The 22,641-nt window shown below is 68.5% G+C and carries 20 protein-coding genes; 16 read left to right on the top strand and 4 right to left on the bottom strand.

Annotation, left to right across the window (positions count from 1 at the left end):
• Positions 1–24: 24 nt before the first annotated feature.
• The 3 genes from ACAM55_RS27480 to ACAM55_RS27490 all read right to left on the bottom strand — a co-directional run bounded on the left by ACAM55_RS27480 (position 25) and on the right by ACAM55_RS27490 (position 3,718).
• A complete protein-coding gene (locus ACAM55_RS27480) occupies positions 25–1,647 on the bottom strand; it encodes an ABC transporter substrate-binding protein (RefSeq protein ID WP_369657419.1) in 1,623 nt (540 codons plus the stop codon).
• Between the two features lie 82 nt (positions 1,648–1,729).
• Positions 1,730–3,022 carry an NAD(P)/FAD-dependent oxidoreductase gene (locus ACAM55_RS27485; RefSeq protein ID WP_369657420.1) on the bottom strand — a complete coding sequence of 431 codons (1,293 nt, stop codon included), beginning with the start codon at positions 3,020–3,022 and terminating at the stop codon, positions 1,730–1,732.
• A gap of 30 nt (positions 3,023–3,052) precedes the next feature.
• On the bottom strand, positions 3,053–3,718 hold the full coding sequence (locus ACAM55_RS27490) for a haloacid dehalogenase type II (RefSeq protein WP_369657421.1): 666 nt from the start codon (positions 3,716–3,718) through the stop codon (positions 3,053–3,055).
• 513 nt (positions 3,719–4,231) lie between these two features.
• Here ACAM55_RS27490 and ACAM55_RS27495 point away from each other — a divergent pair.
• The 15 genes from ACAM55_RS27495 (at position 4,232) to ACAM55_RS27565 (ending at position 19,559) form a co-directional block, all read left to right on the top strand.
• Complete coding sequence (locus ACAM55_RS27495; protein ID WP_369657422.1) at positions 4,232–5,110, top strand: GNAT family N-acetyltransferase; 879 nt, start codon at positions 4,232–4,234, stop codon at positions 5,108–5,110.
• Positions 5,111–5,121: 11 nt separating this feature from the next.
• Positions 5,122–6,057, top strand: coding sequence for a 2-hydroxyacid dehydrogenase (locus ACAM55_RS27500; protein ID WP_369657423.1), 936 nt, complete (start codon positions 5,122–5,124; stop codon positions 6,055–6,057).
• A gap of 65 nt (positions 6,058–6,122) precedes the next feature.
• Positions 6,123–6,479, top strand: coding sequence for a hypothetical protein (locus tag ACAM55_RS27505; RefSeq protein ID WP_369657424.1), 357 nt, complete (start codon positions 6,123–6,125; stop codon positions 6,477–6,479).
• A gap of 140 nt (positions 6,480–6,619) precedes the next feature.
• Positions 6,620–8,776 carry a TonB-dependent siderophore receptor gene (locus ACAM55_RS27510; RefSeq protein ID WP_369657425.1) on the top strand — a complete coding sequence of 719 codons (2,157 nt, stop codon included), beginning with the start codon at positions 6,620–6,622 and terminating at the stop codon, positions 8,774–8,776.
• A gap of 18 nt (positions 8,777–8,794) precedes the next feature.
• The gene (locus ACAM55_RS27515; RefSeq protein WP_369657426.1) at positions 8,795–9,559 is read left to right on the top strand and encodes an ABC transporter ATP-binding protein; all 765 of its coding nucleotides are present in this window, start codon (positions 8,795–8,797) and stop codon (positions 9,557–9,559) included.
• Positions 9,556–10,983 (top strand): ABC transporter permease, encoded by a 1,428-nt coding sequence (locus tag ACAM55_RS27520; RefSeq protein WP_369657427.1) that lies wholly within the window; start codon positions 9,556–9,558, stop codon positions 10,981–10,983. Before ACAM55_RS27515 ends, ACAM55_RS27520 begins: the two co-directional genes overlap by 4 nt.
• Positions 10,980–12,338 (top strand): ABC transporter permease, encoded by a 1,359-nt coding sequence (locus ACAM55_RS27525; RefSeq protein WP_369657428.1) that lies wholly within the window; start codon positions 10,980–10,982, stop codon positions 12,336–12,338. Before ACAM55_RS27520 ends, ACAM55_RS27525 begins: the two co-directional genes overlap by 4 nt.
• 150 nt (positions 12,339–12,488) lie before the next feature.
• Positions 12,489–13,892 carry an aspartate aminotransferase family protein gene (locus ACAM55_RS27530; RefSeq protein WP_369657429.1) on the top strand — a complete coding sequence of 468 codons (1,404 nt, stop codon included), beginning with the start codon at positions 12,489–12,491 and terminating at the stop codon, positions 13,890–13,892.
• A 70-nt stretch (positions 13,893–13,962) separates the two neighbouring features.
• Positions 13,963–14,457, top strand: a complete 495-nt coding sequence (locus tag ACAM55_RS27535; protein ID WP_015865681.1) for an Lrp/AsnC family transcriptional regulator — start codon at positions 13,963–13,965, stop codon at positions 14,455–14,457.
• Positions 14,458–14,476: 19 nt separating this feature from the next.
• Positions 14,477–14,860, top strand: coding sequence for a (2Fe-2S)-binding protein (locus ACAM55_RS27540; protein WP_369657430.1), 384 nt, complete (start codon positions 14,477–14,479; stop codon positions 14,858–14,860).
• Positions 14,857–16,260, top strand: a complete 1,404-nt coding sequence (locus ACAM55_RS27545; protein ID WP_369657431.1) for an FAD-dependent oxidoreductase — start codon at positions 14,857–14,859, stop codon at positions 16,258–16,260. Before ACAM55_RS27540 ends, ACAM55_RS27545 begins: the two co-directional genes overlap by 4 nt.
• Positions 16,257–17,414: an NAD(P)/FAD-dependent oxidoreductase gene (locus tag ACAM55_RS27550; RefSeq protein ID WP_369657432.1), complete on the top strand. Its 1,158-nt coding sequence runs from the start codon at positions 16,257–16,259 to the stop codon at positions 17,412–17,414. Before ACAM55_RS27545 ends, ACAM55_RS27550 begins: the two co-directional genes overlap by 4 nt.
• 87 nt (positions 17,415–17,501) lie before the next feature.
• Complete coding sequence (locus tag ACAM55_RS27555) at positions 17,502–17,906, top strand: GNAT family N-acetyltransferase (protein ID WP_369657433.1); 405 nt, start codon at positions 17,502–17,504, stop codon at positions 17,904–17,906.
• 115 nt (positions 17,907–18,021) lie between these two features.
• Positions 18,022–18,468 carry an SRPBCC family protein gene (locus ACAM55_RS27560; protein WP_369657434.1) on the top strand — a complete coding sequence of 149 codons (447 nt, stop codon included), beginning with the start codon at positions 18,022–18,024 and terminating at the stop codon, positions 18,466–18,468.
• A gap of 155 nt (positions 18,469–18,623) precedes the next feature.
• Positions 18,624–19,559 (top strand): methyltransferase domain-containing protein, encoded by a 936-nt coding sequence (locus tag ACAM55_RS27565; protein ID WP_369657435.1) that lies wholly within the window; start codon positions 18,624–18,626, stop codon positions 19,557–19,559.
• On the opposite strand, the gene ACAM55_RS27570 is transcribed toward ACAM55_RS27565, so the two are convergent.
• On the bottom strand, positions 19,544–21,169 hold the full coding sequence (locus ACAM55_RS27570; RefSeq protein WP_369657436.1) for a class I SAM-dependent methyltransferase: 1,626 nt from the start codon (positions 21,167–21,169) through the stop codon (positions 19,544–19,546). The genes ACAM55_RS27565 and ACAM55_RS27570 overlap by 16 nt on opposite strands.
• Positions 21,170–21,339: 170 nt before the next feature.
• Here ACAM55_RS27570 and ACAM55_RS27575 point away from each other — a divergent pair, with 170 nt between their 5' ends.
• On the top strand, positions 21,340–22,602 hold the full coding sequence (locus ACAM55_RS27575; protein ID WP_369657437.1) for a hypothetical protein: 1,263 nt from the start codon (positions 21,340–21,342) through the stop codon (positions 22,600–22,602).
• Positions 22,603–22,641 lie beyond the last annotated feature (39 nt).

Genomic DNA, 22,641 nt, shown 5'->3' on the forward strand with positions numbered 1-22,641 from the left:
CCGAGACGAGCGGCTGAGGGCGCGTCACGCCTCCAGCCATACGTTCTCGGCGAAGTTGTAGCCCATGAGGCCGCCCAGCGGGATGGGCGACAGGCCCTTGAGCTTGGAGGTGTGGCCGTCGATGCTCGCGAGGAACAGCGGGATGCCGATGCCTGCCTCCTGGTGGATCATGGTCTGCATGTCGGCATACATCTGCTTGCGCTTGGCCAGGTCGGTCTCGGCGCGCGAAGCCAGCAGCAGCTGGTCGAACTTGTCGCTCTTCCAGCGCGACTCGTTCCACGCCGCACCCGACTGGAAGAACTGCGTCAGCAGCACGTCGGCGCTCGGGCGCGGATTGACGTTGCCGAAGCCCACATGGCTGTTGAGCCAGTGGTTGGACCAGTAGCCGTCGGCCGGCATGCGCTTGATGTCGATCTCCAGTCCCGCGCGCTGCGCCGTCTGCTGCAGCAGCAGCGCCATCTCCACCGAGTAGAGCGCCGCGGGCGAAGCCACCATCGGCACCTTGCCGGTGATACCGGACTTCTGCAGGTGGAACTTCGCCTTGTCGAGGTCGAAGGGACGCTGCGGCAGGTCCTTGAAGTAGAAACGGTTCGTCGGATCGATCGGCTGGTCGTTGGCGACCACGGCGTAGTCGAGTGCGATGGTCTTCTTCATCTGCTCGCGGTCGAACAGGTGCTTCATGCCGAGCACGAAGTCCGGGTTGGCACCGGGGCCCACGTCCTTGCGCATCACGAGGTCGGAGTACTGGCCCGACTGGGTGACGAAGATGCCGAAGCCGGGGGTTCCCTTCACGCGCTCGACCGAGCGCGGGTTGACCGAGCCGACCAGGTCCATGCCGCCCGACAGCAGCGCGTTGACGCGCGCACTCTCGTCGCCGATGCCCACGAACTCGATCTCGTCGAGGTAGGGCTTGCCGGGCTTCCAGTAGGCGTCGTTGCGCACCATCAGCGAGCGCACGCCGGGCTTGAATTCCTTGAGCTTGTAGGGGCCGGTGCCGATGCCGGCGTTGAAGTCGGTCGTGCCTTCCTTGACGATCTGGAAGTGGAAGGTGCCCAGGATCACCGGCAGGTCGGCGTTCGGCGCGCTGAGCACGAAGGTCACTTCGTTGGCGCCGGTGGCTTTGACGCTCTCGATCTGGTCGGCGAGCACCTTGGCCTTGGAAGCGGTGGCGGGATCCTTGTGGCGCATGACCGAGAACACGACGTCGGCCGGCGCGAGCGCCTTGCCGTCATGGAAGGTCACGCCCTTGCGCAGCGTGAAGACCCAGGTCTTGGCGTCCTTGGTGGTGAACGATTCGGCCAGTGCGGGCTGCGGCGTGAGGCTGCCGTCCAGCGTGGTCAGGCCGTTGTAGATCATGTTGCAGCGCGAGTAGTCGGTCTGGTTCGACTGCTTGGCCGGATCGAGCGTGTCGGTGGCGGCCGCCGTGGCGCCTGCCACCCGGAGGCGTCCGCCCTTTCGGGGCGTCTGCGCATGGGCGGATACCGCCATGCCGGCGAGGCTGCCGGCCAGGGTGGCCTGCATGCCACCGGCCATCAGCATCGCCAGGATGTCGCGCCTGGAGGCGCCTCGTTTCAGCGAATCCATCACGCGAAGGCTTTCGCCGGGACCGACGAGGTTTTCGAACCTCTTGTTGCTGCTGTCGCTCATGGTGGGGTACTCCTGTGGGGCCGATGACTGAGGGTTGAAGAACAAACAAACACGGAACGAAAACGATGGACTCGCGCGGCGCTCAGGCCAGCTTGTCCTTGAGCGAGTAGTAAAGCCCGATCGCCGGCAGGAACCAGGGCGGGCCGAAGTGACCGGGGATGGCGGGCCAGTCGCGGCCCAGCCAGGGGTTGGCGCCGGCGTCGCCGTTCATCACGGCGGCCATGCGCTCGCCCATGTGAACCGACATCTGCGTGCCGTGGCCGCTGTAGCCCATGGCGTAGTAGAGGCCGTCGCGCTCGCCGGCGTGGGGCAGGCGGTCTTGCGTCATGTCGACCAGTCCGCCCCAGCAGTAGTCCAGCCGCACGGCGCCGAGTTGCGGGAAGGTCTCGGCCAGTCCGGCGCGCAGGATCTCGCCGCTCGCGGCATCGGCCTGCGGGCTGGAAACCGAGAAGCGCGCGCGGCCGCCGAACACCAGCCGGTGGTCGGCCGTGAGCCGGAAGTAGTGATGGATGTTCGCGACCGTGGTGTAGGTACGCCGGGCCGCGAGCAGCGCCTGCGCGCGCTCCGCGCCCAGCGGCTCGGTCACGACGATGAAACTGCCGATCGGCACGATGCGCCGGCGCAGCCAGCCGAAGCTGCCGTAGCCGCCGTGCCGCGTGGCACCGGTGGCCAGCAGCACCTGCTGCGCGGTGACGGTGCCGCCGGCGGTGTGCAGCCGGTGCGCATGGCTCTGGCCCACGCGTTCGATGCGGTTGACCATGGTGCCGGTGTGGATCTGCGCGCCGTGGCGCTGCGCGGCTTCGGCCAGGCCCTGGGCGAAGCGGCCCATGTGCATCTGGCCGCTGCGCCTGTAGAGCAGGCCGCCATGGAAGCGTTCGCTCTGCACCTCGCTGCGAACCTGCGCCGCATCGAGGATCTCGACGTCGGTGTCCACGCCATCGGCGACCAGGCGCTGCGCGCTGCGTTCGAGCGCGGCCATCTGGTTGGCGCGCGTGGCGAGCTTGAGCTTGCCATGGCGCATGAAGTCGCAGTCGATGGCCTCGTCGCGCACCAGCCGCGCCACGGTGTCCACCGCATCGTCGTAGGCGCGGTACCAGGCGCGCGCCTTGTCGATGCCGACCTTGGCCGCCACGTCGGCATAGTCCACGGCCAGCCCGTTGTTGACGTGCCCGCCGTTGCGGCCCGAGGCCTCGGCCGCCACGCGGGTGCCGGCTTCCAGCACCGCCACGCGGGCGCCACGCCGGGCCAACGCCCGCGCCGCCGACAGGCCCGTGAAGCCGCCGCCCACGATCGCGACGTCGACCTGCGCCGGCAGCGCATGCGCCGCCGGGGAGAAGGCCGGTGCGGAATCGGTCCAGTAGGAGTCGAGCTTCATGGCGTGGTGCGGGTCAACGTACGAAGAAGATCAGAGGCCGACGACGCCGGGCAGGCCGCCGATGTCCTGGATCTCGGTGTAGCGGTAGGCCGGGTTGCCCGGGCCGTGGCCGCGATTGACGAACACCTTGTTGACGATGCCGATGTCGTCCGCCGACATCAGGTCGTAGCGAAGGCTGGACGACACGTGCAGCACGTCTTCGGGGTTGCAGCCCAGCGAGTCGAGCATGTATTCGAAGGCCTGCAGGCGCGGCTTGTAGGCCTGGGCCTGCTGCGCGGTGTAGACACGGTGGAACGGCGCGCCGAGCATGGCCACGTTCTTCTGGATCTGGTCGTCCGAGGCGTTCGACAGGATGACCAGCGGGATTTCCTTGGCCACCTTGGCGAGGCCCTCGGCCACGTCGTCGTGCGGGCCCCAGGTGGGCACGGCGTCGTAGTACTTCTGGCCGTCGCTGTCGAAGTACTGGATCTTCCACTTCTTGCACAGGCGACGCACCGCGTTCTTCAGCACCACCTCGTAGGGCTGCCAGGCGCCCAGCACCTCGTCGAAGCGGTAAGCGGTGAAGTCGGCGACGAACTGCTCCATCTGCTCGGGCCGGATGCGATCGGCAAAGAGGTCGAGGGTCAGTTCCTTCATGCGGAACCGGGTGAGGGTGCCGTAGCAGTCGAAGGTCACGTACTTGGGACGAAAAGTCATGGTCTCTGTTCCTGTTTAGAAGGTGGCAAATGCGACAAGCTCATTACGAAGTCATTACGAAGCGATTGCAGCACGCCCTCGCTCGAGGTATGTAGGGAAAAACGGTGCTTGCCGAAGCGAAGCTGCGGTTTGCGGGGGTGGCGACGGCATGCCGTGCGGTGTGCCCAGCGGGTGTGCGGCCATGCACCTCGGTGCGTCGCCGCAAAGTTGCTGGGCACGCTTTTGAAGCGCGAATCGGCGTCGAGCGCCTGACGTCCCCGGTCCTTGCCGGTGGACGTTTCGCGGATCGAAGGCTTGCATGGCGGTGGGTCATAGGAAGTGGCCGTCGATCCTAGGCAGGATGCCTCAGCATTTGTGTGCGTATGCGGACACGCCGCAGCAGCGAATTGCGAAACCGGGCCGCGCGGCAACCGAAGCTTGCAAGTTGCAAATGTGGCTGAATTCGGTCTGGTGCAGCGCCGCAATGTCGTCCAAGATGGATGCGCCATTCCTTCGCAACAGAGAGTTTTCCCCATGCCCGAACCCACTTTGAACGCACCCGCCATGGATGGCGTGGTGCTCAGACCGATGACGGCCGCCGACCTTCCGCATGCGCATGCGCTGTCCGCCGAACTGCGCTGGCCGCATCGCCCCGCAGACTGGGAACAGATGTTCGCGCATGCCGACGGCATCGCGGCCGAGCGCGACGGCGAGCTCATCGCCACCGGCCTGCGCTGGCTCTGGGGCAAGAGCCACGCCACCATCGGCCTGGTGATCGTCTCGCCCGCCTGCCAGGGCCGCCGCATCGGCCACCGGCTCATGAGTGCGCTGCTCGACGGGCTCGAGGATCGCACGGTGCTGCTGCATGCCACTTCGGAAGGGCGGGGACTCTACGAGCGGCTGGGGTTCGTGCGCACCGGCGAGATGCGCCAGCACCAGGGCATCGCGCTGCCGGCGCCGCTGGTCGCGCTGCAGCCCGGCTGGCGCCTGCGGCCCGCCGGCCTCAACGAACTGCCCGCGCTGCAGGCGCTCGACGCGGCGGCGCGAGGCATGCCGCGCGATGCACTCATTGCCGAGCTGCTGCAAAGCGCCGATGCCTGCGTGGTGCTCGACCACGACAACGCGCCGAAGGGCTTCGCCATGCTGCGGCGCTTCGGCCGCGGCCATTCCATCGGGCCCGTGGTTGCGCCCGATGCCGAGGGCGCGAAGGCGCTGATCGCGCATCTTGCGGGCCTGAACGCCGGCAACTTCACGCGCATCGACATCGACTTCGACAGCGGCCTGGCCGAATGGCTCGAGAGCATCGGCCTGCTGCGCGTGGACGCGCCGACGACGATGGTGCGCGGTGAGCCGCTTGCGGTGCCGGCGCAAGGGCCGGCGCTGTTCGCGATCGTGACGCAGGCCGTGGGTTGAAGGGGCAGTCCGTGGGAGCCTTCACCTTTCTCTACAAGTCCGACCCCGTGCGCGGGCGCCAGTGGGCCGAGGTGTTCGGCCGCCGCCGGCCCGACATCGACTTTCGCATCTGGCCCGACGTCGGCGACGCGGCGCAGGTGCGCTTTCTCGCCGCGTGGGAGCCGCCGGAGGACATCGCCGAGCGCTTCCCGAATCTCGAGGTGCTGTTCTCCTCGGGCGCCGGCGTGGACCAGTTCGACTTTGCGGCGCTGCCACCCGAATTGCCCGTGGTGCGCATGGTCGAGCCCGGCATCGTGCGCGGCATGGTCGAGTACGCGACGCACGCGGTGCTCGGCCTGCATCGGGACATGCCGCAGTACCGGCGCCAGCAGCAGGAGGGACAGTGGAAGCCGCTGCCCGTGCGGCCCGCCAGCGAGCGGCGCGTGGGCGTGCTGGGGCTGGGCTCGCTCGGCCAGGCGGTGCTGGCTCAGCTGGTCTCACTGGGCTTCGACTGCGCGGGATGGAGCCGCTCGCAGCATGAAGTCGTTGGTGTGCAGTGCCATGCGGGCGCCGACGAGCTGCCTGCCTTTCTTGCGCGCACCGACATCCTCGTGTGCCTGCTGCCGCTCACCGATTCGACGCGCGGCTTTCTCGATGCGAAGCTGTTCTCGATGCTGCCCAAGGGCGCGGGGCTGGTGCACGTGGGCCGCGGGCCGCACCTGGTGGAGCGCGACTTTCTGGATGCGCTCGCCAGCGGGCAGATCGGCGATGCGGTGCTCGACGTGACCGACCCCGAACCGCTGCCGCCCACGCATGCCTTCTGGCGCCATCCGCGGATCGAACTCACGCCGCACATCGCGAGCATGACGCAGCCGCTGAGCGCCGCCGAAGCCTTGCTCGACAACCTGCGCCGCTTCGAAGCCGGCGAGCCGATGGTCGGGCTTGTGGATCGCACGCGAGGCTATTGAATTGCTCTGGCTGCGGCGGGGAAGGGCGGCCCCGAGGGTATGATCCCGGCCCTCCGACCCCCGCCATGTTCCTGCGCCGCGTACTGACCCGACTCCTGCTGCTGGCCGTGTTCTTCAACACGGTCATCGGCATGCCTGCGCACGAAGCCGTGCACCTGAAGGCCGAGGCCGCGGTGGCCGCGCTGTCGGTTCCGCAGGCGAACGACGATGCCGATGCCGCGGAGCATGACCAGGAAGCCGATGGCGCGTGTGCGTGGTGCCTGGCCTACGCGCATCTGGGTACGGCGCTGAGCTCGCCACCGGCGGCGCATGCGCCGCCGGTGCACGCGGGTCTTCCACGGCCGCAAGCACTGCTGGCCTTCGTCCCCAGCCCGGGCCATTGGCCTTTCGCCTCGCGCGACCCGCCTCGCCCCGTCGCCTGAACGCCGCCGTTGCGGCGGCAACTTCGCTCGCCCTGCAGTCCCGTCGCCCGGCGTGAAGTCACGCGCCACGGGCGGCGCGTGTCCGGCCCTTGCCGGGCTCGCCGCTGCGCCCCTCGTTTTGACTTGCCGAGTCTCCTTCCATGATTTCCATTCGACGCCCGGGGCCCAGCGCGCCCCTTCCTCTGGCCTTCGCGGTCGCGGCCCTGTTCGCCGGCCCTGCGGTCGCCCAGTCTTCCGGTGCCGGCCCTGAGGCCGCCCAGCTGTCCACCGTCGAAGTGGTCGGCCGAACCGAGTCTGGCGCCTATCACGCCGACGAAGCCGCCGGCGCGAAGACCGATTTGCCGCTGCGCGAGCTGCCCCAATCGGTACGCGTCGTCTCGCGCCAGGCCATCGACGACTTGGGCGCGACCAGGCTCGACGACGTGCTCGACTACGTGGGCGGCGTCTCGCGCCAGAACAATTTCGGCGGACTCTGGGACAACTTCGCCATCCGCGGCCTGCCCGGCAACGAGAACACCGGCATGGCCACGCTGCTGAATGGCTTTTCCTCCAACCGCGGCTTCAATGCCCCGCGCGATCTGGCAGGCGTCGAACGCATCGAATTCCTCAAGGGAACGGCGGCCGCTCTCTACGGCAGCAGCGAGCCGGGCGGAACGCTCAATATCGTGTCCAAGCGGCCGCTCTGGAAAGCAGCCCATTCCGTCGAAGGCTATCTGGGCAGCCACGGCCTCAAGCGTGGTGCGTTCGACAGCACCGGGCCGATCGGCGAGAACTTCGCTTACCGGCTCAACGTCGCCGTGGAAGACCGCGAGAGCTTCCGCGACCATGTGAGCGCCCGGCGAGAAGTGATCGCTCCGGCTTTCACGTGGAAGCTTGGCCGCGACACCGTGCTGGAGTATTCGGGGGAATTCTTGCGGCACGCCACCCCGCTGGACCGCGGCGTGGTCGCGGTCGGCAACCGTCTGGGCGCCATCCCGCGCAGCCGCTTCCTCGGCGAGCCCGCGGATGGCGACGTGACGGTGGAGAACCAGACCCACCAATTCATCCTGTCGCACGAATGGAACTCCGCGTGGCGCAGTCGGCTGGGCCTGTCCTACCGCAACACTTCGCTGAACGGGTTCTCGACCGAAGCGAGCGCGCTGGGCGCCAACAACGCGACACTCACACGCCAGCGGCGCTTCCGCGACTTCGACTCGAACGACATTGCATTGCAGGCCGAGCTGCAAGGCACCATCCGGACTGGTGCCGTCGAACACGAACTTCTGTTCGGCCTGGAGAGCTTCCGCTTCAGCATGGACTCCATCATGCTGCGCGCCAACCCGACGGCCGCACGGCCCTATGCGATCGACATCTACAACCCGGTCTACGGCCAGTTGCAACCGGTTCCGGGCCGCAACACCGACACCCTCGAACACCAGCGCAACACCGCGTTCTACATGCAGGACGCCATCAAGCTCGCGCCCGAATGGCGCCTGGTTGCCGGTGTGCGCGTGGACAACTACCGCCAGTCGCTCGAGAACCGCATCGCCGGCACCACGGCGCGCCAGGATCCGTCATCGACCTCGCCGCGCATTGGCCTGAGCTGGCTGCCGACGCCGCAATGGACCTTCTACGCGAACGCCGGCCGCTCCTTCCGTCCCAACGTCGGCTCGGACGTTGCCGCCCAGGGCTTCGAACCGGAAACCGGACGCGCGCTCGAACTTGGCGCCAAGTGGGAAAGCACGGACCGGCGCATGGGCGCGACCGCCGCGCTGTTCGACATCCGCAAGCGCAACGTGCTGACGTCCGACCCGGTCAACGCCGGCTACTCGACCGCCGCTGGCGAGATCCTCAGCCGCGGTTTCGAATTCGATTTTGCCGGCCAGCTCACCACGAACTGGCGCCTCAACGCCAGCCTGGTGCTCAACGACGTGGAGATCACGAAGGACAACACGCTGGCAATCGGCGGCCGCCTGCTGAACGTTCCCAGGGCCAACGGCAGCGTGCTCGCGGTCTACGAGAACGCCTTCGCCAACGGGCAGCGCTACGGCATCGGCGGGGGCGTCACGCATGTGGGCAAGCGCCTGGGCCAGGCCCGCACGCAGGCCGACGCCAAAGCCGCAACGCCGTCTTTCGAGCTGCCGAGCTACACCACCGCCAAGCTGGTCGCCTACTGGCGCATCAACTCCGCGCTGCGCGTGACGCTGGACGTCGACAACCTGTTCGATTCCACCTACTACGCCAGCTCCTACAGCCGCCTCTGGGTCACGCCGGGTACGGCGCGCACCATCACCGTCGGCTTGCAAGCCAAGTTCTGAGCGCGGGCGAAAGCAGTCATGAATTTGACCAACCTTCCATCGGCGCGCGCCACGGCCGCGCCTCATCCTGCCCTCGAAGCCGCCGGCGTGGTCGCCGGCTACGGCGGGCACACCATCCTGAACGGGCTGGACCTCAGGGTCGAAGCCGGTGAAATCTACGCGCTGCTGGGCGCCAACGGCGCCGGCAAGACCACCACGCTGAGCCTGTTCCTGGGCTTCGTGCAGCCCGCGCGTGGTCGCGTGCGTGTGAACGGCACCGACCCTGTGGCCGACCCGACGTCCGCACGGCGCCAGCTCGCATACATCCCCGAGAACGTGGCGCTCTACGAGCACCTGAGCGCGCGCGAGAACGTGTCCTACCTGCTCGATCTCGCGGGCCAGCCCGCCAATGCGCAGGCGATCGACGAGGCCCTCGCATCCGCTGGCCTGGACGCTGCGGCGCACGGGCGGCGCGTTGCGGGGTTTTCCAAAGGCATGCGCCAGAAAGTGTCGATCGCGCTGGCGCTGGCACGCAAGGTGCCGGCGCTGCTGCTCGACGAACCCACCTCCGGCCTCGACCCGCTGGCCACGGCCGAGTTCAACAGCCTGCTGGAACTGCTGCGTGCGCAGGGGGTGGCCATCCTCATGGTCACGCACGACCTGCTCAGCGCCGCCGACGTCGCCGATCGCATCGGCTTCATCGACGGCGGGCGGCTGGTCGAGGAAGTCGCAGCGTCGGGCCCGGAGCGCTTCGACGTACGCGCATTGCACCGGCGCTACGCAGGCCAGGAGGCGCACCGATGAGCGCGGTACTGCGCATCGCGCGCGAGGAATGGCGCCTGCTGCAGCGCGACCGCATCGCCGTGCTCGGGTTGACGCTGCTGCTGCTGTTGTCGGCCGCGGCTGCATTCACGGCCTGGGAACAGCGCCGCACCACGGACGCCGAGCGCGCGGGCCACCAGGCACGGGTGGACCACGAGTTCGAGGGCCAGCCCGACCGGCACCCGCACCGCATGGTGCACTACGGTCACTTCGTGTTCCGGCCGCTGAATCCGCTGGCGGCTTTCGATTCCGGAGTGGATGCCTATACGGGCCACACGCTCTTCCTCGAAGGCCATCGGCAGAACAGCGCCAATTTTGGCGACGTACGGCAGTCGTCGCTGCTGCTGCGCTTCGGCCAGCTCACGCCGGCATTCGTGCTGCAGGTGCTGGCACCACTGCTGCTCGTCTTCGTGGGCCATGCGGTCCTGGCGCGCGAGCGCGAGTCGGGCACGTTGCGCATCCTGTTGGCCCAGGGTGTTCGAGCGCGAGAAATCGTGGCGGGAAAGCTGCTGGCCCTGAGCGGCGTGGCCGCGTTGCTGATGCTGCCGGCGCTGCTGGCGCTGACCTGGATCGGTGTCGCAACACAGGCACCCGCCAGCCTGGCAATCGCGCTGGCGGCGGGCTACGGGTTGTGGCTGCTGATCTGGGCCGTCGGCATCATCGGCCTGTCGGCATGGTTCGTGCGCGGGCGCGACGCGCTGGTGGCATTGCTGGCGGTCTGGGCCGTCAGTGTCGTGCTCGTGCCGCGCCTGGCGCCCGAACTCGTGGCCTCGACGCTCGCCCTGCCCATGCGCTTCGAGACCGACATGGCGGTGGCGCGCGACCTGGCGGCACTCGGCGACAGCCACGACCCCGACGACCCTTACTTCGCCGGCTTCAGGAAGCAGGTGCTCGCGCAGTACGGCGTCTCGAAAGTGGAAGACCTTCCCGTCAACTACAAGGGCCTGCTGGGCATGGAGGGCGAGCGGCTGACCAGTGCGCTCTTCGAGCGCTATGCCAACGCCAGCTTCGAGCGACAGGACGCTCAGTTGCGCCGGATCGACCGCTTTGCACTGTTGAGCCCGGTGATCGCATTGCGCCGTTTCTCGATGGCGGCCGCAGGCACCGACCTGCAGAACTACCGTCGCTTCGTCGAGCAGGCCGAGCACCATCGCTATCGACTGGTGCAGGAACTCAACCGGCTGCAGGCCGAAAAGCTCAGCTACGCCGGCGACCGTTCCAGCCGCGACAGCCGCATCAGCCAAGCACACTGGCACGATTTTGCCGACTTTCACTACGAAGCCGCGCGGCCCAGCGAGGCCCTGCGTCAGGCGGCGCCGGCCGCGGGTGCGCTGCTGCTTTGGCTGGCCGCGCTCGCCGGCCTGTTGGCGCCGGCCACGCGCCGTCTGGGGAGGATCGCGCGATGAGCTGGCTTGCCCACGAATGGCGCCTGCTGGTGCGGTCGCGACTGGTTCTGGTTGCGCTGGCATTGCTGTCGGTACTGACGGCCCTGGCTGTGCTGTCGGGCACGCGCGAGCTTGCGCGCCAGCAGCAGGCGATTGCGCGCCTGGCCGAGCTGCAGCAGCACGATCTGGCGGCGCAAGCGCGCAAGTACACCCACGGCGGTGATGCCGGCTCCGCCGCCTACTACACCTTCCACGGCACCTGGGATGCTCCGTCTCCCACAGCCTTCCTCGCGCTCGGGCTGCGCGATGCCGCACCCTACGTGTTGCGCGTGCGCGCACTGGCGCTGCAGGCTCAACTGCACGAGGGCGAGAGTTTCAATCCCGAGCTGGCGGTGGCCGGACGCTTCGACTTCGCTTTCGTGCTGGTGTACCTGTCGCCGCTGTTTCTGATCGCCTTGTTGTACGACCTGGTTTCGGGCGAGCGGCGCTCGGGCCGGCTGGGTACGCTCCTGGCCATGCCGGGCGCCGGCCGCCGCCTGTGGCTTCGTCGTGCCGGCCTGCGCGCGGCGCTGGTTTTCACCTGCCTCGTGCTGCCAGTGCTGGCCGGCGGCCTCTGCAGCGGCACCCCGATGACGGCCCTGACCACCGCGCTGCTGGTCACGGCGGCGTACCTGGCGGTCTGGAGCGGGGTGGTGCTGATCGTGGCAACGCGAAGCGGAAGTTCTGCCGCCAACGCAACGGCACTCATGGGCTGCTGGGCGGTGCTGACCCTCGTCCTGCCCACCATCGCCAACGCCGTGCTTGCGCGCGCGGTGCCTGTCCACCAGGGCGTGGAGCTGATGCTGGCGCAGCGCCAGGCCGTGCACGGCGCGTGGGATCTGCCACCAGAGGCCACGATGGAGAAGTTCTTCCGCGCGCACCCCGAATGGAAGCACACCGCGCCACTGCCTTCGGGCTTTCACTGGAAGTGGTACTACGCCTTTCAGCAGCTTGGCGATGAGAGCGTCGCGCCGCAGGTGGCGGCTTACCGCGAAGGCTTGCTCGCGCGCCAGCGCTGGACCGCACGCCTGGGTTGGCTGCTGCCGGGCGTCGGCGCGCAAGCCGCGCTGCATCGCCAAGCCGATACCGATCTGCAGGCGCAGCTCGCATACCAGGACCGCATCGCAGAATTCCATGCGCGGTTGCGGACCTACTACTACCCGTACTTGTTCAACGACGTGCGCTTCGGATTCCGCGACTTCGTCGCCCAGCCGCGCTTCAGCCCGACGGCCAGGTCCGCGCAAACACCTGCGGGTCAGTTGCTGGGGCTCGGGCTGATTGGCATATTGGCCCTGGCGCTGGGTGTGGCCGCCACCGGGCGGGTGCGGCCGGTGTGAAGGCGCCCATGACCAATGCACGACGGCAGGATCTGCTGTAGCGACCCGCACAACCGCAGTCTGCTTTGTGCAAGGCCCTCAAAGCAGCACCCGTGCGAGGGGCATGCGGCCTAAGCTTTTGGACATCCAAAGGCCCGACCTCAGCCCACCATGACGCACCCCACCGCATTGCCGCACCTTGCCACGCTCGACGCGATCGACCGTGCCCACCTCATTCATCCCGTCTCGCCCTGGCGCACGCACGAGCAGCGCGGCCCCACCGTGCTGGCCTCGGCCCGCGGTGCTTGGCTGACGGATGCGAACGGCCACGAGCTGCTCGACGCCTTCGCGGGCCTCTGGTGCGTGAACGTGGGCTACGGCCAGGAGAGCGTGGTGCAGGCCGCGGCCGACCAGATGCGGCGGCTGCCCTACGCCACCGGCTACTTTCATTTCAGCAGCGAGCCGGCCATCCGCCTCGCGGAAAAGCTGGTGCAGATCACGCCCGCATCGCTGACCCGCGTCTACATGACGCTCGGCGGCTCGGAAGCGGTCGACGCCGCCGTGCGCTTCATCGTGCAGTACTACAACGCGATCGGCAAACCGTCGAAGAAGCAGTTCATCGCGCTGGAGCGCGGCTACCACGGCTCCTCGTCGACCGGCGCGGGCCTCACGGCTCTGCCCGCTTTCCACCGCGGCTTCGATTTGCCGCTGCCCACGCAGCACTACATCCCGTCGCCCAACCCGTACCGCCACCCGGAAGGTGCCGATCCGCAGGCGCTGATCGCCGCGTCGGTGGCCTCGCTGCGCGCCAAGGTGGCCGAGCTCGGCGCCGACAACGTGGCCGCTTTCTTCTGCGAGCCGATCCAGGGCTCGGGCGGCGTCATCGTGCCGCCCAAGGGCTGGCTCAAGGCGATGCGCGATGCGGCGCGCGAGCTCGACATCCTTTTCGTCGTGGACGAGGTCATCACCGGCTTCGGCCGCACCGGCCCCATGTTCGCCTGCGAGGCCGAAGGCGTGGAACCCGACCTGATGACCATGGCCAAGGGCCTGACCTCGGGCTACGTGCCGATGGGCGCGACGATGCTCTCGGAGAAGGTCTATGCCGGCATCGCCGACGGCGCGCCCGCGGGCGTCTCGGTCGGCCACGGCGCGACCTACTCGGCGCACCCGGTGAGCGCCGCGGTCGCGCTCGAGGTGCTGCGCCTCTACGAAGAGGGTGGGGTGCTCGCCAACGGCCAGCGCGGCGCGGCCCATTTCGCGGCGGGGCTCGATGCGCTGCGCGCGCATCCGCTGGTGGGCGATTCGCGCCATCGCGGCCTGTTGGGCGCGCTGGAGCTGGTGAGCGACAAGCAAAGCAAGCGCGGCTTCGATGCGGCGCTCGGCCTGTCGGACCGCATCTTTGCCGCGGGCTACCGCAACGGGCTGGTGTTCCGCGCCTTCGGCGACAACATCCTCGGCTTTGCGCCGGCGCTCACCTTCACCGAGGACGAGTTCGCGCAGATGTTCGCGCGCCTGAAGAAAATACTCGACGAGGTGCTGGACGCCGCGGACGTGCGCGCGGCGCTGGCCGCCTGAGCGGGAAAGCACTGTTCCGGAGTTCCGCCGGCGAAGCAGAATCGGACTCTCTCCGTCACTCAGGACCGCCATGTCTGAAGCCTTCAAGATCGACCGACTCGACCTGCGTATCCTGGCGCAGCTGCAGCAGAACGGGCGCATGACCAACGTCGACCTCGCGGATGCGGTCGGCCTTTCGCCCAGCCCCTGCCTCATCCGCGTGAAGCGGCTCGAACAGGCGGGCTACATCGCCGGCTACGGCGCGCACCTGCGGCTCGAGAAGCTCGGCGACACGCTCACCGTGTTCACCGAGGTCACGCTGCAAGACCATCACCGCGAAGACTTCGTGCGTTTCGAGGCCGCGATCCGCGAGGTGGACGAGGTGCTCGAATGCCATCTGGTGAGCGGCGGCTACGACTACCTGCTGCGCTTTCTGACGCGCGGCGTGAACCACTACCAGGAAGTGATCGAGGAGCTGCTCGAACGCAACATCGGCATCTCGAAGTACTTCAGCTACATCGTCATCAAGTCGCCGTTCATCAAGACGCATTGCCCGATCGAACGGCTGTTTCCCCACCCGCGCTGACCGGCGCTTTCGCGTGCCCATGCCCGAACCCACGTCCAACTCCTCTCGCCCGCCCGCGCGCTTCGTGCGGCTTGCGGAAACCGACCGGCCTGCGCTGGCCTTCCAGGTCGACGGTCAGGCGGCCACCGCGCTGGCCGGCGACACGCTGCTGGTGGCGTTGCTGAGCCAGGGCCGCCGGGTGCGCGACAGTGAGTTCGGCGACGGTGCGCGAGCCGGCTTCTGCCTGATGGGCGCCTGCCAGGACTGTTGGGTGTGGGCTGCGTCCGGCGAGCGGTTGCGCGCCTGCTCGACGACGGTGGAGGCGGGCATGTCGGTGCTCACGCGCCCGCCCGCGGGCCAGTGGCCCGTGACGCCCGACCTGAAGCAGTTGCTGGCCCGTCGAGCCGCGGAGACTGGCGCATGAGCGGCGCCTCCGGCGGCGCGCCGCGCGTGGTCGTGGTGGGTGCCGGGCCCGCGGGCGTGCGCGCCGCGCAGGCGCTGGTGCAGGCGGGCCTGCGGCCCGTCGTGATCGACGAAGGCCGTCGCGACGGCGGCCAGATCTACCGCCGCCAGCCCGAAGGATTCAAGCGCCCTTATGCCAAGCTCTACGGCACCGAGGCCGACAAGGCACGGGCGCTGCACCGCGACTTCGATGCGCTTCGCGACCAGGTCGACTACCGAGGCGACGCGCTGGCCTGGAACCTCAGCGAAGGCGCGCTGCACGTCGTGCGCGGCGGCGAGCCGCAGGTGCTGCCGTTCGATGCGCTGATCGTGTGCTCCGGGGCGACCGACCGGCTGATGCCCGTGCCGGGTTGGCACCGCGCCGGCTGCTACAGCCTGGGTGCCTCGCAGATCGCGCTGAAGGCACAGGCCTGTGCCATCGGTGCGCGCACCGTCTTTCTCGGCAGCGGGCCGCTGCTGTACCTGGTCGCATCGCAGTATGTGCAGGCTGGCGCGCAGGTGATGGCCGTGCTCGACACATCGCCTTCGTCCAAGAGCTGGCGTGCCATGGCCGGGTTGCTTGCGCGGCCGCAGCTGGCGCTGCGCGGGCTGGCGCTGATTCGCGGCCTGCGCCGCGCCGGCGTGAAGGTGCTGCAGGGCGTGACGCCGCTGCGCATCGACGGCGACGACAGCGCGGGCGTGCAGGCCGTGGCCGTGCGCGACGCCCAGGGGCAGGAGAAGCGCTTCGAGTGCGATGCGGTCGGCCTCGGCTGGCATTTGCGCGCGGAGACGCAGCTGGCCGACCTGGCGCGCTGCGAGTTCGACTTCGAACCGGTGAGCCGGCAGTGGCTGCCGCGCATCGATGCCGATGGACGCAGCAGCACGCGCGGCGTGTACCTGGCGGGCGACGGTGCCTGCATCCTCGGCGCCGACGGCGCGGAGGCTGCCGGCCGTCTCGCCGCGCTCGCGGCATTGGCCGACCTGGGCCACGCCGAGGGGCGGGCGCTCTACGACGCGGAAGCCAGCGCGCTGCGGCGCACGCTGGCGCAGATGAACCGCTTCCGCGAAGGCCTGGCGCGCGCCTTTCCATGGCCGCATGCGCAGGCTGCCGCGCTGCCTGACGATGCGGTGGTGTGCCGCTGCGAGACCGTCACCGCCGGCGAACTGCGGCGCTGCGTCAACGAAATGGACAGCCACGAGGTCAACCGCGCCAAGGCCTTCAGCCGTGTGGGGATGGGCCGCTGCCAGGGCCGCTTCTGCGGCCATGCCTCGGCCGAGATCGTGGCGCAGGCCAGCGGCGTGCCCATTGAACTGGTGGGCCGCCTTCGTTCGCAGGCACCGGTCAAGCCGCTCGCCATGAGCACGCGCGAGGTGCAGGCATGAGTGAGAAGACCAGCGACACCGACGTGCTGATCCTCGGTGGCGGCCTCATGGGCACCACCGCCGCTTTCTTCCTGCGCCAGCAGCACGGCCTGTCGGTCACGCTGCTCGAGCGCGAACTGGTGGGGCGCCAGGCCAGCGGCACCAACTTCGGCAACGTGCGCCGCCAGGGCCGCGTGCTGGCGCAGATGCCGCTCGCCAACCGTGCGCGCGCCGTCTGGGGCCGGGTGAAGGAGCTGCTGGGCGAAGACCTTGAATTCGTGCCCTACGGGCACCTGCGCGTCTGCTACACCGAGCAGCAGGCCGCCGTGCTCGAGCAGCACGCCAAGGACGTGAAGCCACTGGGGCTCGACCTCGAACTCTTCAACGCCGATCAGCTGCGCAAGCGCTGGGGCATCTTCGCGCCCGAGGTGGTGAGCGGTTCGCTCTCGCCGAATGACGGCCATGCCAATCCGCGCCTGGCCGGCCCGGCCTTTGCGAGGGCGGCGCGGCGCGCCGGCGCCAACATCGTCGAGCATGCCGAGGTGATGCATGTCGAGCGCGCCGGCGCGGGCTTCATCGCCCACACCGCCGACGGCAGGCGCTTTCGTGGGCAGCAACTGCTGGTGGCCTGCGGCGCCTGGTCGAACCGCATGGCCGAACAGTTCGGCGAGGCCGTGCCGATGGAAGCGCGCGGTCCGCAGATGGGCGTGACCGAGCCGCTGCCCTATGCCATCGGTCCGTCGATCGGTTTGTCTTCGCCGGTCGAACATGAGGGCCTGTACTTTCGCCAGATCGCGCGCGGCAACATTGTCTTTGGCGGCGGGCTCAAGGGCCCGGCGCATGCTGAGCAGATCCGCGCCTACGTGAAGCCTGACAACGTGCTGCGGCAGCTGCGCGAACTGCGCCGCTTCGTGCCGGCCTTCGAGCATGTGCAGCTGATTCGCGTCTGGAGCGGCATCGAGGGCTACACCGCCGATTGGCAGCCCGTGATGGGACCGAGCGCGCGCGTGCCGGGTCTGCACTATGCTTTCGGCTTCAACGGCGAAGGCTTTGCGATCAGCCCCGGTGTGGGCGAGACGATGGCGGAGCTGATCGCGACCGGACGCACTTTGACGCCGATCGAGAGTTTTTCGATCGGCCGCTTCGCATCCGAGTTGACGAAGCAGGCGGCCTGAAGCGCGCAGGTTCTCGCGGCGCTCTCACGGCCGAAAGTTTCTGCGCGCGGCTACAGTTCGGCCAGAACCAACTCTTCTGGAGCAGGTATGCAAATCCGCAGCGCGACCGCTTCCGATGCCGAGGCGGTTCATCGCCTCCTTTCGACCTACGGATGGGCGCACCGGATCGGTAGCGTCGAGCGACTCGGCCAGCTCATCTCGGCGTCGCAGCAGGCGGTGATTGCGGTGGCAGATGGCGAGATCGTCGGCTTTGCGCGCGCCATCGGCGATGGCATCTCCAACGGATACCTGTCCATGGTCGTGGTCGCCGAGCCCTTTCGTCGGCGAGGCATCGGGCAGGCACTCGTCGAACACATCGCAGGGTCGAGCCCGGATGTCACGTGGGTGCTGCGGGCGGAAAGACCGGGTGCCGCCGAGTTCTTCGCCAAGCTGGGCTTCCGAACCTCGCCGGTGGCGATGGAGCGCCCACGGTCGCGGCCGTCCGCGGATTGAAGCGGCAGGCAAAAGGCAAAGGCAGAATGCGGCAGATCGCCCCGTGTCGATCTTCGGCGGGCTCGTTCGTCGTGTCAGTTGAGGGTCATCCTCTGCACTTCAGGAGAACACCACCATGGCTACCAACACTGTCCGCCTGCACCGCGTGCTGCGCGCTCCGCCGGAGCGGGTCTACCGTGCCTTCGTCGAACCCGGCGCGTTCGAGCGCTGGCTGCCGCCCTTCGGATTCACCGGCAAAGTCCACAGCATGGAGCCCGTGGTCGGCGGTGCCTGGCGCATGTCCTTCACCGCCTTTGGTACCGGCCACAGCCACTCGTTCGGCGGGAAGTACCTGGAACTCGTTCCCGGCCAGCGCATTGCATACGACGCGGCGTTCGACGACCCGAACCTGTCGGGCACCATGAAGACCACCGTGACGCTGACCGCGGTGTCCTGCGGCACCGACATGTCCGTCGTGCAGGAAGGCATTCCCGACGTGATTCCTGTGGAGATGTGCTACCTGGGCTGGCAGGAGTCGCTTGTGGCGCTGGCCCAGCTGGTCGAGCCGAATATTCCGGGTTGAGCGGCAGCGCACAGCCAACGCCGTGGCTTCCGGTATCGGCGAAGTACCCGCCAAAGTTCGGCCGACACATCGACGTTCAGAACGTCGCCGACCCGGATGAAGGCATGAGCGATCGGGGTGGCCGCGGCGCGCGGTCCGTGCGAACATCCGCGCCCATGAGCGACATTCATTTCGGTATCGACCGCTTTTCGCACTTTCAAGGCGTGCTGCGCCTGGCGGGCCATGCCTTCTCGCGCAGCGCCGAGGTGCAGGCCATCGAATTGCTTCTGGGCGACGGGCAGGTGGCGGTCCTCGCGCGCATCCGGCTGCCGAGCGTGGACCTGGCAGGGCGCCACGGCCGGGTCGCGGTGGCCTGCCGCTTCGACGAGGCGCTGGTGGTGGGCGAGGACATTGCGCCGTTGCTGTCCGCGCGCCTGCGCATCCGTCTGAGCGACGGGCGCGAGCACGTGGTTGACGCACCCGGCTCGCTCGGGCGCGAGAACCGGGTCGAGGCCCTGTTCGATCGCTTCAAGTCGATGGTGTGCACGCGGCCGCCCGGGCATCTGCTGGAGGTGGGCTCGCGTGCGCGAATGGGCGTGACGCGGCGCGATTGGCTGCCGGAGGGTTGGCACTACACGGGAATGGACGTGGTACCGGGGCCGAACGTGGACGTGGTGGGCGACATCCACCTGGCCAGCAGCTTCCTGCCGGCCGAAGGCTTCGACGCGGTGATGTCGCACGTGGTGTTCGAGCACCTGATGATGCCCTGGAAGGCGGCGGTCGAGATCAACCGCGTGATGCGCACCGGCGGCGTCGGCGCGATCCTCGCGCCGCAGACCTGGAGCCTGCACGAGGAGCCGTGCGACTACTTCCGCTTTTCGCGCCATGCGTGGCAGGCGCTCTTCAATGCCGCCACAGGTTTCGAGATCATCGAAGCGCAGCACGACATGCCGGCCTACATCGTCGCGCAGCACCTGATGGCGGAGACGGCCTTTCGCGAACTGCCGGGCATGCTGAGCTCGGGCGTGCTCTTTCGCAAGACCGGGCCCAGTACGGTCGACTGGCCGGTGGATCCGCGCCAGATCAGCGACGACCGCTACCCGGTGGTCTGAGCCGCGACGCTGCGCCGCGCGAGGATCGACAGCGCGGGCCCGGCCGGGTGGTCGGGCTCGTCATTGGCGATGCGCAGGTCGTCGAAGCCGAGCGTGGCCAGCACCTGCAGCAGCGCGTCGCGTTCCATCCAGGCCGGTGCGTGCACGAGCCCGCCGCAGAAGATCGGGTCCTGCTGCTGCCCCGGGCCGTAGGGCAGGCGCCGGTGGTAGCGCACGGTGCGGCCGCGCCAGGCGATGTTCTCCACGCCGGCGATCAGGTCGCGGCGGGCGTCGCCCTGCGGCATTGCGGCGTCGTCGATCACGTGTGTCCAAAGAAACAGGGTGTCCGTGCGCTCGGCCAGCGCCTGCAGCAGCTGGAGCGGATTGGCCATGTGGTAGAGCACGCCGCTCGCGACGATGAGAGGCCAGCGGCGCTCATCGGTCGCGAAGAAGCCCATGAAGTCGCCCAGCACGAACGAGGCGTCCCGCAAGCCGCACAGTTCCTTGACGATCAGGCACTTGAGAAAGGCCTGCCTGTTGGCCTCGATCGCAAGCACCGAGCGTGCGCCAGCCTGCAGCAGCGCTGCGGTGTGTGCGGCCTCCAGCGGGCCCAGCTCCAGCACGTCGCGACCCTGCAGCCCGCCGAGCGATTCGGCCAGCCAGCGCATGCGCACGTCGTCCCAGAGGTCGCTGCGCGTGCCGGCGCTCAGGCCGAGCGCAGGCGGCAGGCTGCCGACCCAGCTGCCTCGCATCAGGTCCAGCGCGTTCTGCGGGTGAGGCGAGCGCAGTTCGTAGGCGGCCTGTTCGGGCGCGCCGCCGTCATGCTCGATGTTCTCGCGCATCGCCTGTTGTGCCAGGGCCAGCCGGTCCAGGCCGCTGCCGTGCGCCCCGCGCTGCAGCACCATCAGGAACTCGCAACCCAGGCAGTCATGGAAGAAGGTCTCGCCCAGCGAGATCAGGCCGAGCTCGCGCAGCTCCTGCATGATCAACCGGAAGCTGGAGGCCGTGAACACCCAGGCATGGCAATCGCGGTAGGTGGCAGGGTCGGCGCCCAGCGCGTTGTCGTAGCCCGCATGCGCCACGCCGGGCATGCCGAAGGGGCCCGGCGAGCCTGGCCCCCACACGGCTGCGCCGCCGCGCGTGGCGCTGTAGGCCGCCTGGTCGTAGAGCGCGCCTACGTTGTGCCGGCGGCGTCCGTCGACGAAGGCCTGCAGCACCTGGCCGGTGGTCGAGACCGGGCGGAAGTAGTCGAAGGTGTAGCGGCGATCGGGGATCAGCAGGTACAGGCGGCCGGTGTCCGACAGCGCGCGCTCGCAGCGCTGCAGGAAATGGATTGGATCGGTCAGGTGCTCGAACACGTGGCTGGCAACGATGTGCGCGAAGCGCTCGCCGGGCGGCAGCAGCACATCGAGCTCGGCGCCGTCGTCGATGGCGTCCACCTCCTCGATCATCGCGACGTCCACGTTCGGATCGTCCGCGTACTTGCGCCGCAGCTCGTCCGCGCTTGCGTGGTCGACCACCGACACGTTGAAGCCGGCGGACTTGCGCAGGATGGGCGAGTAAGAGGCCCCGAACTCGAGGGCCCGTTCACCGGGCGCGATGTGGGAACGGATGTGGTCGCGGAAGTTCATGGGTGAAGCACGGCTGTGCGCGGGGCATTTCAAGATGTATAAGACCCGCAGTGTGGCCCAGAAGGGCCGGCTTTGACTAACCGGTGTGCGGAGACCTCATGCGATTGATCCATTCCCTCCTGTCCTTCGCGCGTCGCCGCACCGTCCAGATGGTTCTTGGCTGTTACACCGTGGGTTCGAAGCTGCTGCAGCAGCCGGCCGTGCGCCGCGAGCGCCGGCCGCGCTTCGAATCCGACAAGGTCGTGGTGCCGCCGCACGGCGAGGTGTATGCGATCGTGGTCAAGTACGCCGGCCATGGCGAATCGGCCAACCTGCATGTGCTGCTGGACGCACTGCGGCGCGCCAAGGTGAACACGGTGCTCGTGTGCAACGGCGAGGTGCCCGCGGAAGAGCTGGGCGCGCTCTCGCAGCGGGTCCACCGGGTGATGGTCCGGCGCAACGTGGGGCGCGACTTTGGCGCTTACCGCGCCGCCACGCTGAGCCTGCTGTCGCAGGGCGTGAAGCCGGAACGCATGCTGTACTTCAACGACAGCCTGCTCTACATCGAGGGCACCGAGCTGGACCGCCTGGTGGCCGAGTTCATCTTCAGCGAGTTCGATGTGGTCGGCCTGGGCGAGAACCAGTACCAGCATCACGTCGGCTCTTTTGCGCTGTCAGTGAGCGGCGCCGCATTCGTGCATCCAGAGTTCCGCCGGTTCTGGCAGGACTACACGCCCTACGACTTGCGCAAGCACACGATTCATGCCGGCGAATTGGGCTTGACTGCCATGCTCAAGAGGCTGGCCTGCTCGATCGACGTGATCTACGACGCGACGCGGCTCGCCCGCAAGCTGCGCGATATGCCCCTGCACGAAGTGGTGGACGCCACGCGATGGCTGCCGTACGGCTTTCGCCGGCATGTGCTGATGACCGTGCTGGGCCAGTCCTTCAGTGCGCGCGAACTGATCCTCAACGCCGACGTGCCGAGCGGTGGCGTTGCCGCAAGCGACGCGGCGATGGCCGCTCCGGGGCCCGCCGGCACGCCGACGCTCGGTGCATTGCGCAGCTTGCGCGAAGCGGACGGACGCGTCGCCTTGCTGAGCCGGGATGCGCCCGCGCACGCGGCGCCGAAGACGAGCGAAGCGCACGCCATGGCACAAAGCGCGCAGCGGCTGTCGCGCCAGCTGCTGATCGATCACATCCTGGAGCACGTGACCAACGGCAGCCAGCTGCATTTCGGCTTCGGCCTCTTCTATCGCCTGCTGGGCTGCCCGGTGGTCAAGCGCGACCTGTTCTCGCGCGGGCTGTATCGCGAGCACGACTGCGCGGACATCCTGGACAACGTGCCCGCACCGACCCGCCAGCGCCTGCTGCGGGACCTCATCAACCGGGGCCGCCTCGACATGCAGTTGGGCTTCTGGCGCGGGCTGCTCTTTCGCAACGGCATGCTCTGAGCCCGCGCAGCGGTCCTCGAAGCCGCAACCGGTCGCCGC

The sequence above is a fragment of the Variovorax sp. V213 genome (assembly GCF_041154455.1).
Classification (GTDB): Bacteria; Pseudomonadota; Gammaproteobacteria; order Burkholderiales; family Burkholderiaceae_C; genus Variovorax.